The sequence below is a fragment of the Rhodococcus sp. RCBS9 genome (assembly GCF_029457415.1).
Classification (GTDB): Bacteria; Actinomycetota; Actinomycetes; order Mycobacteriales; family Mycobacteriaceae; genus Rhodococcus_F; species Rhodococcus_F qingshengii.
On sequence record NZ_CP120422.1, the window covers coordinates 6,077,203 to 6,092,661 of the forward strand.

12 protein-coding genes are annotated in these 15,459 nt (G+C 62.9%); 1 reads left to right on the plus strand and 11 read right to left on the minus strand.

The window, feature by feature from the left end; translation table 11 throughout:
* Positions 1-52: 52 nt before the first annotated feature.
* The 10 genes from P0M12_RS28400 to P0M12_RS28445 form a co-directional block, all read right to left on the minus strand.
* A complete protein-coding gene (locus P0M12_RS28400) occupies positions 53-1,555 on the minus strand; it encodes a glutamate synthase subunit beta (protein ID WP_065454987.1) in 1,503 nt (500 codons plus the stop codon).
* Complete coding sequence (gltB, locus tag P0M12_RS28405) at positions 1,548-6,047, minus strand: glutamate synthase large subunit (RefSeq protein WP_277377171.1); 4,500 nt, start codon at positions 6,045-6,047, stop codon at positions 1,548-1,550. The genes P0M12_RS28400 and gltB overlap by 8 nt, the downstream gene beginning before the upstream one ends.
* A 133-nt stretch (positions 6,048-6,180) precedes the next feature.
* Complete coding sequence (locus P0M12_RS28410) at positions 6,181-6,993, minus strand: TM2 domain-containing protein (protein ID WP_165639873.1); 813 nt, start codon at positions 6,991-6,993, stop codon at positions 6,181-6,183.
* A 126-nt stretch (positions 6,994-7,119) separates the two neighbouring features.
* Complete coding sequence (locus P0M12_RS28415; RefSeq protein ID WP_030536756.1) at positions 7,120-7,545, minus strand: TM2 domain-containing protein; 426 nt, start codon at positions 7,543-7,545, stop codon at positions 7,120-7,122.
* On the minus strand, positions 7,542-8,615 hold the full coding sequence (gene lgt, locus P0M12_RS28420; protein WP_180279703.1) for a prolipoprotein diacylglyceryl transferase: 1,074 nt from the start codon (positions 8,613-8,615) through the stop codon (positions 7,542-7,544). Before lgt ends, P0M12_RS28415 begins: the two co-directional genes overlap by 4 nt.
* A complete protein-coding gene (gene trpA, locus P0M12_RS28425) occupies positions 8,612-9,415 on the minus strand; it encodes a tryptophan synthase subunit alpha (protein ID WP_003944010.1) in 804 nt (267 codons plus the stop codon). The genes lgt and trpA overlap by 4 nt, the downstream gene beginning before the upstream one ends.
* Positions 9,412-10,761: a tryptophan synthase subunit beta gene (gene trpB / locus P0M12_RS28430; RefSeq protein WP_007728699.1), complete on the minus strand. Its 1,350-nt coding sequence runs from the start codon at positions 10,759-10,761 to the stop codon at positions 9,412-9,414. Before trpB ends, trpA begins: the two co-directional genes overlap by 4 nt.
* Positions 10,762-10,835: 74 nt before the next feature.
* On the minus strand, positions 10,836-11,645 hold the full coding sequence (trpC, locus tag P0M12_RS28435; RefSeq protein WP_003944016.1) for an indole-3-glycerol phosphate synthase TrpC: 810 nt from the start codon (positions 11,643-11,645) through the stop codon (positions 10,836-10,838).
* Between the two features lie 125 nt (positions 11,646-11,770).
* Entirely contained in the window at positions 11,771-12,361 is a 591-nt protein-coding gene (locus tag P0M12_RS28440; RefSeq protein ID WP_277377940.1) for a TIGR02234 family membrane protein, read from the minus strand.
* A 110-nt stretch (positions 12,362-12,471) separates the two neighbouring features.
* Positions 12,472-14,058 (minus strand): anthranilate synthase component I, encoded by a 1,587-nt coding sequence (locus P0M12_RS28445; RefSeq protein ID WP_007728697.1) that lies wholly within the window; start codon positions 14,056-14,058, stop codon positions 12,472-12,474.
* Positions 14,059-14,115: 57 nt separating this feature from the next.
* Here P0M12_RS28445 and P0M12_RS28450 point away from each other — a divergent pair, with 57 nt between their 5' ends.
* Entirely contained in the window at positions 14,116-14,574 is a 459-nt protein-coding gene (locus P0M12_RS28450; RefSeq protein WP_277377173.1) for a peroxiredoxin, read from the plus strand.
* Between the two features lie 40 nt (positions 14,575-14,614).
* Here P0M12_RS28450 and P0M12_RS28455 read toward each other — a convergent pair whose 3' ends face one another.
* A complete protein-coding gene (locus P0M12_RS28455; protein WP_277377174.1) occupies positions 14,615-15,397 on the minus strand; it encodes a class III extradiol ring-cleavage dioxygenase in 783 nt (260 codons plus the stop codon).
* Positions 15,398-15,459 lie beyond the last annotated feature (62 nt).

A 15,459-nucleotide genomic window follows, 5' to 3' on the forward strand; every position in this document is an offset into this window, starting at 1 on the left:
TTCTATCCGGCATTTGCGACCTGCACTTTCTGTACTTACTCGATTCAGTTGGTCAGCTCACGAACAGCGGAAATGCCTTTGGATGAACCGGAGCCGGAAGCGCCGACTCGCCTGTGAGAAACATGTCGACGGCACGTGCGGCCGACCGTCCCTCGGCAATCGCCCACACGACCAGCGACGCCCCGCGATGCGCGTCGCCGCAGACGAATACGCCGGGTGTCCGGGTCTGCCACCCGACATCACACTCGATTCTGCCGAGTGGATCGGTGCCGACATCAAGGTCGGTGAGCAGCGGGGCGGTTTCGACGCCGTCGAAACCCAGAGCGAGTAGGACCATCTCGCACACCAGATCCGTCGTGTCGCCGGTCTCCACCAGGGTCCGTTGTCCGTCCTTCGCTCGTGACACGGCTACCGGAACCATCCGGATTGCGCGGACCGCACCCCCACCGTCGTCGAGAAATTCCTGCGCCGCCCATCGGAATCGTTTGTCACTGCCCTCCTCGTCCGCCGGCGAGGTGCGCAGGACCCGCGGCCACAACGGCCATGGGTCGCGATCTCGATCGCGGCGTGCCGGAGGTGGGACGTGGTAGTCCAATTCCGTCACCGAGAGGGCGCCTTGGCGATGCACCGTGCCGAGGCAGTCGGCGGCCGTGTCGCCGCCACCGATGATCACGACGTTCTTACCTCGCGCCGAGATGCTCGACGCACCATCACCCTCGCATTCGTGGTTGGCCGCACGCAGGTACGTCATCGCACGATGGATTCCGCGAAGACTACGACCCGGTACGTCGGTGTCTCTGGCACGATCAGCCCCGACCGCCAGGACTACCGCCTCGAAATCCGTCGAGAGGTCGTGCGCGCTCACGTTCACTCCGACGGCGCAGTCGGTGACGAATCTGGTCCCCTCGGCGGTCAGTTGGTCCAGCCGCCGGTTGATGAGGGCCTTGGGCAACTTGAATTCCGGAATTCCGTAGCGAAGCAGTCCCCCGATCCGATCGCTCCGCTCGAACACCGTGACACTGTGTCCGGCTCGTGTCAGTTGTTGAGCCGCGGCCAGTCCCGCCGGTCCCGAACCGACAACCGCAACACGGTTTCCGCTGTGAACTACCGCAGCCTGCGGCCCCAACCAACCCGACTCCCAGGCGTTGTCGACAATCGCCAGTTCGATGCGCTTGATGGTGACACCCCCCGACGTGTGCTCGTCGTCGAGTGCGAGAACGCACGCCGTTTCGCACGGTGCGGGGCACAGATGTCCGGTGAACTCGGGGAAATTGTTGGTGGAATGCAGATTCTCGGAGGCTTCGGACCACCGTCCACGCCGAACCAGGTCGTTCCATTCCGGAATGAGATTGCCGAGCGGACACCCTATGTCGACCGAATGGCAGTACGGCACAGCGCAGTCCATGCAACGCGAGGCCTGTGCAGATACGTCTCGATTCCGCACGACGGGATCCAGCGACTCGTATACCGACGCCCAGTCGCCGACGCGCACGTCGGTCGGTCTGGTCGGTGCGTCGGATCGTTTCACGTTGAGGAACCCGCGTGCGTCAGGCATGAGCCGGCTCCACCAGTTCGTTCTCTTCCACGACCTTCCGGTAGTCGACAGGCAAGACTTTGGTGAATCTCGGACTCTGGCCAACCCAGTCGTCGAGAAGTTTTGCCGCCACCGGCGAGCCGGTCGCAACCAAATGCTCGCCGAGAATGTCGACCAGCTGACGACAGTCTTCCGCCGAGGGCTGCTCCAGAACGACCATGTCGCGGTTGACCTTTTCTGCCTTCACGTCGAGTACGAAGGCAAGTCCGCCGGACATTCCCGCAGCAAGGTTCCTACCGGTTGGGCCGATGATGACGATGCGCCCCCCGGTCATGTACTCGCACGCATGGTCGCCGACGCCTTCCACCACAGCGACCGCACCCGAGTTGCGCACCGCGAATCGTTCCCCGACACGCCCCCGGGCATAGAGCGCACCGCTCGTAGCGCCGTACAGCAGCGTATTGCCGGCAATCACCTGCTCCTCGGCCACGAAGGGTGCGTCCTCACTCGGCCGAAGCACAATTCGTCCACCCGAGAGCCCCTTTCCCACGTAATCGTTTGCATCGCCGACAACGACCAGCGAGATGCCCGGTGGCAGGAACGCACCGAGTGACTGGCCTGCCGTTCCACGGAGCACGACGTCGATGGTGCCGTCAGGTAGCCCGACGGCGCCGTAGCGTCTGGTCACCTCAGCGCCCAGCCTCGTTCCCACCGCTCGATCCGTATTGTGTACTGGCAGTTCGATATGCACGGGTCGAGCGTCCTCGAGCGAGTTCGCAGCCAACTCGATCAGGGTGCGTTCGAGTTCGCTCGAAACAGGTACATACGGTTGGTAGGCCGCGCCGGCCGGCGTGGCCGGAACGTCGAAGAGTGGTGAGAGATCCAACGTCCGACTCTTCCAATGCGCCACCGCCGGAGACATTTCCAATACGTCTGCGTGCCCCAGCGCATCGTCGATACTTCGAAACCCCAGTTCTGCCAACAACCGTCGTACGTCGGCGGCGATGAAGCGAAAGAAGTTCTCGACGTACTCGGGCCGGCCGGTGAATCGCTCGCGCAGTTCGGGATTCTGCGTCGCTACTCCGACGGGGCAGGTGTCGAGATGACATACCCGCATCATGACGCACCCGGCCGCGATGAGTGGCGCCGTGGAAAACCCGTACTCCTGCGCTCCCAGCAACGCGGCGACGACGACGTCCCGCGCCGTGCGCAAACCCCCGTCACACTGGACGACGATCCGATCGCGTAACCCGTTGAGCACCAGGGTCTGCTGAGTTTCGGCCAGCCCGATCTCCCACGGCGCACCCGCGTGGTGGATGGACGAGAGTGCCGCAGCACCCGTCCCGCCGTCGTGACCGGAGATCAGCACCACGTCGGCGTGCGCTTTGGCCACACCTGCCGCAACAGTCCCGACTCCGGCTGCGCTGACCAACTTCACGTGTATCCGCGCGCGATTGTTCGCGCATCTGAGGTCGTAGATCAATTGGGCGAGATCCTCGATCGAATAGATGTCGTGGTGCGGGGGCGGAGAAATGAGCCCGACCCCAGGCGTCGAGTACCGGGTTTCCGCGATCCACGGGTACACCTTGGACCCCGGAAGCTGCCCTCCTTCACCCGGCTTGGCACCTTGGGCCATCTTGATCTGAATGTCGGTGGCATTGACCAGGTAATCGCTGGTCACCCCGAAGCGACCACTCGCGACCTGCTTGACAGCGCTTCGACGCTTGTCGTCACGCAACCGCTCCGGCGACTCTCCGCCCTCACCGGTGTTGGAACGCCCGCCGAGAGCATTCATCGCAACCGCCATCGTCTCGTGCGCCTCCGCAGAGAGGGAACCGTAGCTCATCGCACCGGTGTTGAATCGAGCGAGAATCAACTCGACGGGTTCGACCTGATCGAGCGGAATCGGCGGACGAACCTCACACCGAAATCGAAACAATCCCCGCGGTGTTCCGCCCTGCGCGCTCAGTCGATCGACTTCATCGCTGTAGCGACGAAACATCTCACTTCGCCCGGTCCGGGTCGCATGCTGAAGGAAGAACACGGATTCGGGTGTGAACACATGCAATTCACCATCGCGGCGATACCGGTACTGTCCACTGTCGGTCAACTGACGATTGTCGAACTGACGATGCTGCACTGCGGACGACGAGAACGCAGCCGTGTGGCGCATCAGAACTTCGCGCGCGACTTCAGTGATACCGATCCCGCCGATCCGGCTCCGTGTGTTGCAGAAGTATTCGTCGACCAACTCTCGACCCAAGCCCACGGCCTCGAATACCTGTGCGCCCGTGTAGGAGTGAACCGTAGCGATTCCCATCTTCGACATCACTTTGAGCACGCCGAAATTTGTTGCTCTCAGGTAGTTGTCCGACGCAGTCTTCGGATCTATCCCGGGAAGTTCGTCCTGCTCGCTGAGGGCTTGGACAGATTCGAGAGCAAGATACGGGTGGACAGCCGCCGCACCGTAGCCGATCAGCAGCGCGATGTGATGAACTTCGCGCGCGTCACCCGAGTCGACGACAAGGGAAACCTTGGTCCGCAGGCCATGACGAACCAGATCGTGGTGCACGGCTGATACTGCGAGCAATGACGGAATGGGAGCCTGCTCAGGGCCTGATCCACGGTCGGAGATCACCAGAATCTCGATACCGGCTGCGGCGGCTGTTCGGGCGGACTCACGAAGCCTCTCGACGCCTTCGGTGAGACTGCCCCTCGGATCGAAACTTGCGCGAAGGACAGCGCTTCTCGGAGTTCTTGCGCCGTATAGTTCGGCGACCTTCGCCATCTTCCCCGGTCCGATCACCGGTTTGTCGAGAACAATCCTTCGGCACGACAGCGCCGACGCTTCGAACAAGTTCTGCTCACCGCCGAGGGTGACACCAAGCGTAGTGACGACTTCCTCGCGAATCGCGTCCAAAGGCGGGTTGGTCACCTGAGCAAAGAGCTGGACGAAGTAGTCGTACAACAGCTTCGGCCGATCCGAGAGAACGGCGAGGGGCGTGTCGACACCCATCGACCCCAACGGCTCCGATCCTGAGCTTGCCATCGGGACAAGAATGTCCCGCAGGTCCTCGGCGTGGTATCCGAAGAGCAACTGCCGTTGCAACAGCGGAGCCGGATCGCCTCGAGCAGGCGCAGTCTCGGGGATGTCCTCGAGGTCGACCAATCCCCCGTCGACCCAGTCCCGGTAGGGGGCTGTGCTCGCGAGTTCGGACTTGATCTCCGCATCGGAAACGATGCGATGGCGAGCGGTGTCCACGAGAAACATGCGTCCCGGTTCGAGGCGCCCCTTCTCCAACACCTCGGACGTGGGAGCGTCGAACACGCCGCTCTCACTGGCCAACACGATACGGTCGTTCTTCATCCGCCACCATCGCCCTGGGCGAAGACCGTTGCGATCCAACACGGCCCCGACAACAATGCCGTCGCTGAACGTCACGGACGCCGGACCGTCCCACGGTTCCATCAGACAACCGTGAAATTGGTAGAAGGCCTTTATCTCGTCGGGCATCGAAGAATCGTTCTCCCAGGCTCCGGGAATCATCATCGCGATGGCGTGTTGCACACTGCGGCCCCCGAGCGTCAAAAACTCCAGTACTTCGTCGAACGACGAAGAGTCGGATCCTCCCGGGGTGCAGATCGGAAACAGGCGATCGATGTCCCCACCTAAAAGTGTGCTCCGCAGCATCGGCTCGCGAGCGCGCATCCAATTCCTGTTTCCCACAATCGTATTGATCTCGCCGTTGTGGGCGATGCAGCGATACGGCTGAGCGAGTGGCCACGACGGAAATGTGTTCGTGGAGTATCGACTGTGCACGACTGCCAACGCAGTTCGCATTCGGTCGTCGCGTAGGTCGGTGAAGTAACCGGATAACTGCGTCGGCGTCAGCATGCCCTTGTACACGATGGTTCGGGCGGACAACGAGGGAAAATACACTGCAGTGTCGGCCGAGTGAATCCGCTCGGCTTGTCTCCTGAGGGCAAAGACTCGTCGGTCCAAGGCAATTCCGCCCACACTACGATCCCGTGACTCGGCGCACGTCACAAAACACTGACTGATGTACGGAGCGCACTGCGCGGCAACGGTTCCGACGCAGTCGCGGTCGACCGGCACCTCTCGCCACCCGATAATCCGCAGTCCTTCTGCCGCTGCGTACCGGTGTATCCGAACTACCGCGCGCCAACGTGCTTCCTGATCCACCGGGAGAAAGCAGTTTCCGGCCGCGTAGGTGTTCTCACCCATCGCGTTGGGTGGTGGAAGCTCGAACTCGGTCACCGCGTCGAAGAACTCCGTCGGCAGCTGAATCAGAATGCCCGCGCCGTCTCCGCTGTTGGATTCGCGCCCAACTGCGCCGCGATGGGAGAGATTGCCCAGGACCGCGAGCGCATCGTCGACAATGGAATGCAGGTGGCGTCCAGAGGTGTCTGCTACCACGGCTACACCACACGAATCGGTTTCCTGATCGGGGTCGTACAGGCCCCGAGGTTCAGGTATTCGAGAAAACAGCACTCGGCGACCTCCACGCGGACATGCAGCCGACGTGCGCTAGTTTATCAGCCCATAACCGCAGGTCGCGAGAGCAAAACGGTGACCCCCTGATACCGAGGCATCAGGGGGTCACACTTGCCGAGGGTCGTTTCGATCAGCTACGCAAAGGGCGGTTGTACTGATCGCGCACACTGCCGGTCAACATCATGATTCCGTCGATGAGCGGCCAGATGCCACCGATTCCACACGTCAACCAAGTGACCGCGATCTGTGCGACAGCCATGCCGGGCTGGTTGAGATAAAAACGTCCTGCACCGAATCCGCCGAGCAGAATGCCCAGCAATCCGGCAGTCGTCTTCGACTTGTCCGAGTACGGTTCACCGGTCATCGGGTCACGTCCGTATGGTGCGGACGGGTCGACCAGGCCGTAGCCAGGCTGAGGATAACCCTGAGCTTGTGGGTACCCCTGAGGCTGACCGTAACCCGGCTGTGAGTATCCCGGCTGGGGGTAGCCCTGCGGCGGAGCCGCGTAGGGATTCGGAGTCTGATCTGCCGGTGCACCGTAGACGGGACCGTCCGTCGGGGTTTGGGTCGGGCTCGAGTAGTCAGGCGCCGGATAGTTCTGGGCGGCGTAACTTTCCTGCGACGTGTACGGCGCTGTCGGCTGATTCGGGGTGGAATCAGAATCGGCAGCGGGAAACGCTGTGGTCGATTCGGTTCCGGTCGGCGGCGGGTAGATGGGGTGGTTTCCCCACCCCGGACCGTTTCCGACTCCCGAATACGTGTCCCAGCCTGGACCGGTGCCGGTGGTCTCCGTCGACGGCGTCTTTTCGGTGGGTGCCGAGGTTTCCGTCAACGACGCATCCGCCGTCGCGTCGTAGTCGAACGGCGACCCGAACTGCGGTGGAACCGGCGGCTGTGATCCAGACGAGTCCCCCGACTCGGAAGGTTCCGGATTCTTGTTCAAGTTAGGCAACGTACTTTCCTTCGATTCGACGACGGTACGTAATAGCTTTTGTTATCGGACTTCGAGAAGGTTCGACCTTCTCGAGGCCAGTCCCCCACACATGTTTCCTCGGTTCGCGCTCGCGACTCATCCTCGCAATGGCCGGCGAGCACCGTCCCGCGCATTGCCCGAAAGTATCACGATGCCGTCGACGAACGCCCAGATCCAGATTCCGATCGCAAATGGAATTCCGATGAGGAACGCCGACATGAACAGCGCGAAGAACATGCCGAGCAGTTGGCACAATCCGATGCCGACACTTCCGATATAGAGGCGCCCGACTCCACAGATTCCGAAGAAGCCCAGCAAGATCTGCAACAGTCCAGCGGTGGCCTTCGACTTGTCGGAATACGGTTCCCCGGTTACCGGGTGCCGACCGTACGGGGCGTAGGGATCTCCGAACCCGTACATCGATGGAGGCGGCAATGGCTGCTGATATCCGTACGGATTGGGCGCGCCGTAGACCGGTCCCTGATCCTCGGGGAATCCCCCCTGCGAATAGGGACCTGTCACGGCTTGTCTTTCTTCGACAGCTTCACCGCGTCCGACGACTCATCCGACGCTGCCGTGGAGGCGCTTGCCTCACTGGAAGCGGATTCAGCAGCATCGGATTCAGAATCTTCAGCGTCGGCGACTTTCGCGTCGGCCTTCGCCGAATCAGTTTCGGTAACTGGCGCCGCGACTCCTGCTTCGCCGGCAGCTACCGCAGCGACGTAGTCCTTCGACTTCAAATCAGCCGGATCCTCACGACCCTTCTTCGCCAGGAAGAAGTAAGCCAGTGCGGCGAAGAACACGATCCCCGAAGTGAATGTGTTGACGCGAATGCCGGCGATCTCGTAGGCGAAATCGTCGCGCATCAGTTCGACGACGAACCGGCCCAGGCAATAGCCCGCGACGTACAGAGCAAACAGGCGTCCGTGGCCGATCTTGAATCGGCGGTCGACGAGGACCAGCAGGATCACGATCAGGACGTTCCACACAGCTTCGTAGAGGAACGTCGGGTGAACGACCCGAATGACTTCTCCGTTGGAGACACCTGCCAGTTGATCGAGCTGGCCGGAAGAGTTCACACGCTCGAAGATCTCGAGGCCCCATGGGACGGTGGTCTCGCGACCGTACAACTCCTGGTTGAAGTAGTTGCCGATACGACCGATGGCCTGCGCGAGCAAGATTCCGGGCGCAATCGCATCACCGAGCGCGGACACCGGAATGCCGCGTCGACGGCAGCCGATCCACGCACCGATGCCGCCGAGGAACACTGCTCCCCAGATTCCGAGGCCTCCCTGCCACACCTTGAGTGCGTCGAGTGGCTGACCGTTCTCGCCGAAATAGGCGGGCCAGTCGGTCAAAACGTGGTAGAGCCTGCCACCGATCAGACCGAAGGGAACGGCCCAGATCGCGATGTCGAGAACGGTCCCCTTCTCGCCGCCGCGGGCGACCCAACGACGATCTCCCCACACGATCGCGACGATGATGCCGAGGATGATGAAGAGCGCGTAGGCGCGAAGCGCCACCGGTCCGACGTACCAGACGCCTTGGGGCGGGCTGGGGATATAGGCCAGCAGGTCCACAGTTGAGGTCACGACGCCACGGTAGCCGAGCGGACGCCCTCGGCGAGTTCTTCGGTGAGCGAGCGAACCGCTCCCAGGCCGTTCTCGACCGCGGAGACCAGAGCCGAGCCGACGATGACGGCATCGGCGTATGCCGCGATTTCGGCAGCCTGTGCGCCGGAGCGAACTCCCAATCCGACGCCGACGGGAATGTCGGAATGCGCGCGGATTCGTGCGGTCAGTTCCGGAGCCATCGAAGACACGGCGTCGCGAGCGCCGGTGACACCCATCGTCGAGGCCGCGTAGATGAATCCACTACTCGCATCGAGTGTCATCGCGAGTCGTTCTTCCGTCGAGGACGGAGCGACAAGGAAGATCCGGTCGAGGTGGTGCTCCTCGGATGCTTCCATCCAGGCGCCGGCTTCTTCCGGAATGAGGTTGGGGGTGATCAGTCCGAGCCCGCCGGCGGAAGCGAGGTCTCGTGCGAACTTGTCGACGCCGTACTGCAGTACCGGGTTCCAGTACGTCATCACGACGGCCTTGCCGCCGACCGAACTGATCTGCTCGATCACGGTGAAGATGTCGCGAAGGCGAACGCCGTTGGTGAGTGCGGTTTCGGCTGCACGCTGGATGGTCGGACCGTCCATGACCGGATCGGAATACGCGACACCGACTTCGATGATGTCGCAGCCGCCGTCGACCATCGCCTTGAACACGTCGATCGATTCGGGAACGGTCGGATAACCGGCAGGCAGGTAACCGACGAGGGCGGCACGCTTGTCAGCCTTGCACGCGGCAAAGGTGGGTGCGAGGCGTGATGGTCGTTCGCTCACTTGTCCGAGCCTTCCGTGTTGTCGTTCTCGTCTGCTGCATCATCCGGAGCGGCTGCCTGACCTGAGGCGCCGTCGAAAAGACCGAACCAGCTTGCGGCGGTGTCCATGTCCTTGTCACCGCGACCGGAGAGATTGACGACGATGATCGCGCCCTCACCGAGTTCTTTGCCCAGTCGGAGTGCGCCGGCGACGGCGTGGGCCGATTCGATGGCCGGGATGATGCCCTCGCGGCGTGAGAGCAGCAGCAGCGCATCCATGGCTTCACTGTCGGTGACGGGTTCGTAGGTCGCGCGCCCGATATCGCTCAGGTAAGCGTGCTCGGGTCCGACGCCCGGGTAGTCCAGACCAGCAGAGATCGAGTGCGATTCGATGGTCTGACCGTCTTCGTCCTGGAGCAGGTACGAGTAGGCACCCTGGAATGCGCCAGGGGTACCGCCGGCGAACGTTGCTGCATGCCTTCCGGTTTCGACACCGTCGCCGGCTGCTTCGTAGCCAACCAGCCGTACCGACAGATCGTCGATGAACGGGTGGAAGATTCCGATTGCGTTGGAGCCGCCTCCGACGCAGGCTGTGACTGCATCGGGCAGGCGGCCGGTCAGTGCCTGAACCTGGACGCGTGTTTCGAGGCCGACCACTCGCTGGAAGTCCCGAACGATGGTGGGGAACGGGTGCGGGCCTGCCGCGGTACCGAAGCAGTAATAGGTGTTGTCCGCGTGGGAAACCCAGTCGCGCAAGGCTTCGTTGATCGCGTCCTTGAGCGTGCGCGAACCGGTCTCGACCGAGACGACCTCCGCGCCGAGAAGTCGCATGCGCGCGACGTTCAGTGCTTGACGTTCGGTGTCGACAGCACCCATGTAGATGACGCACTCGAGACCGAGCAGTGCACAGGCGGTGGCCGATGCCACACCGTGCTGGCCCGCTCCGGTCTCGGCGATGATGCGGGTCTTGCCCATACGCTTTGCCAGCAGAACCTGACCGAGAACGTTGTTGATCTTGTGAGAACCGGTGTGGTTCAGATCTTCACGCTTGAGAAGGATGCGCGCACCGCCGGCGAACTCGCTCATTCGCGTTGCCTCGAAAATCGGCGACGGGCGCCCGGTGTAATCGCGCTGCAAGCGGTCGAGTTCGTTCAAGAACGTGTCGTCCGCTCGAGCCTTTTCGTACTCCGCAGTGACTTCGTCGATAACCGCCATGAGGGCTTCCGGCACATGCCGTCCGCCGTAGACGCCGAAATGGCCTCCGGCGTCGGGATCGTGGGAGCGCTCGGTGAGTCCCGCGCTGGCCGGCGGCAGATTGCCGCCCTTGAATATTGCACCGGAGCCTGGTTCCTGAGTACGTGAAGTCACCCCACCAGTCTGCCCCAACGGTGTCGCTGGTCACCGCCCGGGTGCATCAAAGCACGCCGGGCGGGTGAAGCGATTTATCGAGACGGTTTGGGGCAGGACGGGTGCGCACCTGCATTGACCAGATCTGCGACGGCCTTGCGAGGGTCGCCGCTGGTCACGAGGCCTTCACCGACGAGCACTGCGTCGGCGCCCGCCCCGGCGTACGCCAACAGATCGGCAGTTCCGCGAACACCGGACTCGGCAATCTTGATCGTCTCGGTCGGAAGACCGGGAGCGATGCGACCGAAGGTGTTCTTGTCCACCTCGAGAGTCTTGAGATTGCGGGCGTTCACACCGATCACCTTGGCGCCGGCTTCGAGCGCGCGGTTGGCTTCTTCCTCGGTGTGCACCTCGACGAGGGCAGTCATTCCCAGAGATTCGGTGCGATCGATCAACGAGGCGAGCGCCTGCTGCTCGAGTGCCGCGACGATCAGCAAGATGACGTCGGCGCCGTGAGCGCGAGCCTCGTGAATCTGGTACGGCCCCACGATGAAGTCCTTGCGGAGCACCGGAATGGTGACCGCTTTACGGACTGCGTCCAGGTCGGCCAACGAGCCGTGAAAACGGCGCTCTTCGGTGAGAACACTGATGATGCGTGCGCCACCGGCTTGGTACGCCGCGGCAAGCTCAGCGGGATCGGCAATGTCGGCCAACGCACCCTTTGACGGGCTCGCTCGCTTGACCTCGGCGATGACGCCGATGCTCGATTCCAGAAGTGCTGCTGCAGCATCGAGTGCAGGCGGTGCAGCGGCCGCAGCAGCCTTGACTGCAGCGAAGTCGAGTACGGCTTCGCGGGCGGCGACGTCAGCGCGCACCCCGTCGAGAATCGAGTCGAGTACGGTCATCGTGGCCCGAATCCTTTCTGGGCAAGAGCCCGATGTGAGATACGTCATCAGGGTGGTCTCAGCCTAGTGGGACGAAATTTTGCTACTCCGTCGGGGTACCCACGCAGGTGAGGGTTCAGTCTTACTCAGTGGGACGACCCCGGTTTCGCGCCGTTGTCTCCCCCAACTCCGTCGTCCCTGTCAGTCGCTGTCGGGTCCTCTCCGGCGTCGAGCGCATCCCACAACATCCGTTGTGTCACAGGCTCGTCCGATGCAGGTTTGTCTCCCTGACCAAGCTTGGCCGCGGCCTCGCGGCGCGCGGCAGGGTTGTCGTATTTCGACGACAACCCGCCTCGCACTGGAGGTTTGCGCATCAGAAGTACTGCCGCGCCGAGCGCCGCCACCGCTCCGACCAACGCAAGCAAGGCAGGCAGTACCGAAACAGTCGTCGAGAGATCTTCCGGGTGACCGGACAACTCGGCCAACTCCACCGCTCGGTCCGCAGAGGCTCCGGACACCAACAACTGCACTGCCGGAACCGCTACCGCGAGGGCGACGAGGGCAACCAACAGTCCGACTACCCGAAGTGCCCAACCTCGCACCGCAAACGACGCCGCGATCGCCGCCAGAAGCGCGAGCGCGAGCGGAGTCATCGCCGCCGCCCAGGTGCTGCCGTCGAGATCCGTCGTCCTCTCCAGCGTCTTGCCGTCGCTCGAGGTCAGATGAACCCACGTCATTCGTGAGCTGCCCCACAGAGCTGTTGCCGACAACGCCAGCAGAAGCGTTCTCGGCACGGCGGTGCCACGAGAAACGCTTGTAGGCTCCGCTGCACTCGACTCGTTCTCACTCACTGATCGTCACCTCCGATGGTGCGCAGGGTGTGCGCCGACGCAATCGCGCTCAGCACTGCCATCGCCTTGTTGCGGGCCTCGGTGTCCTCGTAGACCGGATCCGAGTCGGCGACGACACCGGCGCCCGCCTGGACGTATCCAATCCCGTCCTTGATCAATGCCGTTCGGATCGCGATCGCGGTGTCGGCGTCGCCGGCGAAGTCGAGGTAGCCGACGATGCCGCCGTAGATACCGCGCCTGGTCGGTTCCAGTTCTTCGATCAGCTGCATCGCTCGGACCTTGGGTGCCCCCGAGAGGGTTCCAGCGGGGAAGCATGCGGTGACGGCGTCGAGAGCGTGCTTTCCCTCGGCCAGATGACCGGTGACGGTCGATACGAGATGCATCACGTGGCTGTACCGCTCGATGTGCCGGTAGTCGTGCACCTTCACCGTGCCCGGGCGACAGACACGACCCAGATCGTTTCGCCCCAGATCGACGAGCATGAGGTGCTCGGAGTTTTCCTTCTCGTCGGCGAGGAGGTCCTTCTCGAGCAGGATGTCGTCCTCCTCTGTGGCACCGCGCCATCTGGTTCCAGCGATCGGGTGTGTTGTCGCGACGCCCTCAGCAACCGTGACCAGTGCTTCCGGGCTCGAACCGACGATCGAAAACGCCGTCTCTCCATCACCGTTCGGCACGTTGAGCAGATACATGTACGGGCTGGGGTTCGACGCTCGCAGCATCCGGTACACGTCGATCGGCGCTGCAGTGCAATCGATCTCGAATCGCTGCGAGAGAACTACCTGGAATGCCTCGCCCGCTTCGATGTCGCCGATCAACTTTTCGACGTCGACACCGAAGCTCTCGGTGGTGCGCTGACGGCGGTAGTTCGGAGTCGCTTTCGAAAATGTCGACACCGTCGATTTCGCCGGCGCCGCGAGAGCACGAGTCATCGCGTCCAACCTGGCGACTGCGTCGTCGTACGCCGTGTCGACGCGCTCGTCCGTGCCGTCCCAGTTGACGGCATTGGCGATGAGGGTGATCGCCCCTTCGTGGTGATCGACTGCGGCGATGTCGGCGGCAAGCAGCATGACCATCTCGGGGATCTGCAGGTCGTCGACCGCGGAGTCACCCAATCTCTCGAGGCGCCGCACCGCGTCGTAGCCGAGGAATCCGACCATTCCGCCGGTCAGCGGTGGCAGGTCGGGCAGCCGCTCCGAACGAAGCAGCTCGAGGGTGGCGCCGAGCGCGTCGATCGGGTCGCCGCCGGCCGGAGCACCGGCCGGAACGTTGCCGTACCAGGCCGCCTCTCCGTCCACGACGGTCAGTGCAGCCGGACTTCCGACGCCGATGAACGACCACCGCGACCACGAACGACCGTTCTCGGCCGACTCGAGCAAGAAGGTGCCGGGACGATTGCCGGCCAACTTCTCGTACGCCGAGAGCGGAGTTTCGGAGTCCGCCAACACTTTCCGAGTGACCGGAACGACCCGGTGCTCAGCTGCGAGGGCACGGAACTGCTCCCGGGTGGTGGTGGAATCGGACGCGTCACCGACGATCGCGGTGTCGGACGACCGTGCGGACATGGAGGTGGGCTCGCCGTGCATGGCTCCATCATCCCAGGCTCCCCCATGTGGCCGTCGTGCGCGGGTAACCTCGGCCGAATGAAACCAGGCCAACTCGCTCCCGATTTCTCACTGCCCGACCAGGACGGGACTCCGCGCTCGCTGACGAGCCTGCTCGAGAACCGCCCCTTGGTCCTCTTCTTCTACCCGGCAGCCTCGACGCCGGTGTGCACCGCCGAGGCGTGCCACTTCCGTGACCTCGGCAGCGAATTCGCCGCGGTGGGCGCTTCGCGAGCGGGCATCAGCACCGATACGGTCGAAGCTCAGTCCACCTTTGCCACCGCACAATCCTTCGACTACCCCCTACTCGCCGACACCGACGGCAAGGTAGCCGAACAGTTCGGCGTCAAGCGCGGACTCCTGGGCAAGTTGGCTCCGGTCAAACGCTCGACCTTCGTGATCGACACCGACCGCACCGTCCTCAAAGTCATCTCGAGTGAACTACGCGCCAACACCCACGGCGACCAGGCGCTCGAGTTCCTTCGCAATCGAAGCTGACCCACCTGGGCGACCTGATTCTCTGCGCGATTTGAAATCTCTAGGCGACCTGAATCGAGCGCTTCGCAAGCCCCATCCAGAATCCGTCGATCACCTGGGTGGGCACCTGTTCCGGATCGGATGACGCACCGAGCGTGACGAACAACGGGGCGAAGTGCTCGATGGTCGGATGCGCGTACGGCATCCCGGGAGCTTGAGCGCGGAAGTCGATCAAGGAATCGACGTCACCGGCAGCGAACCTCTCCCCTGCCCACGCGTCGAATTCCGCCGACCATCCCGGGGCCTGCGCCTCCGGTGACGGATCGCGCAGGAACGGTAGCCCGTGCGTGGTGAATCCGGATCCCACGATCAGTACACCTTGCTCACGGAGTGGCCGTAGGCGCTGTCCGAGATGGAGCAAACGCTCGGGATCGAGGGTTGGCAGCGAAATTTGCAGTACCGGGATGTCTGCGTCCGGGTACATCACCGTGAGCGGCACGTAGGCACCGTGATCCAGGCCTCGATTCGGCTGCTGAACCACGCGTTCGTTGTCCGGCATCAACGCGGCAACCTGGGCGGCGAGTTCCGGAGCGCCGGGAGCGTTGTACTTCGCGCGGTAGAACCTCTCGGGAAAACCACCGAAGTCGTAGATGAGCGGGGTGCCCGTGGTCGTCGATCCGATCGTCAGCGGTGCTGATTCCCAGTGCGCCGATACGACGAGGATTGCCGTCGGCCGCGGAAGATCGCCGGCCCACGCCCCCAACTGGTCGACCCACAACGCGCTGTCCACCAGCGGCGGAGCACCGTGGCTGAGATACAGCGCAGGCATGGTTGTGGTGGACATACGGACTCCTCGGGATAGACATTCGTCGTAAGTTGAAGATTCAACCTAATATAGAACTCAAC

What these genes read in the sequence shown, in the direction of transcription:
- P0M12_RS28400 (WP_065454987.1), bottom strand. Translation starts at nt 1,555, where the DNA reads ATGCCTGACGCACGCGGGTTCCTCAACGTGAAACGATCCGACGCACCG.
- trpC (WP_003944016.1), bottom strand. Translation starts at nt 11,645, where the DNA reads ATGACCGTACTCGACTCGATTCTCGACGGGGTGCGCGCTGACGTCGCC.
- P0M12_RS28440 (WP_277377940.1), bottom strand. Translation starts at nt 12,361, where the DNA reads ATGACGTGGGTTCATCTGACCTCGAGCGACGGCAAGACGCTGGAGAGG.
- P0M12_RS28445 (WP_007728697.1), bottom strand. Translation starts at nt 14,058, where the DNA reads ATGCACGGCGAGCCCACCTCCATGTCCGCACGGTCGTCCGACACCGCG.
- P0M12_RS28450 (WP_277377173.1), top strand. Translation starts at nt 14,116, where the DNA reads ATGAAACCAGGCCAACTCGCTCCCGATTTCTCACTGCCCGACCAGGAC.
- P0M12_RS28455 (WP_277377174.1), bottom strand. Translation starts at nt 15,397, where the DNA reads ATGTCCACCACAACCATGCCTGCGCTGTATCTCAGCCACGGTGCTCCG.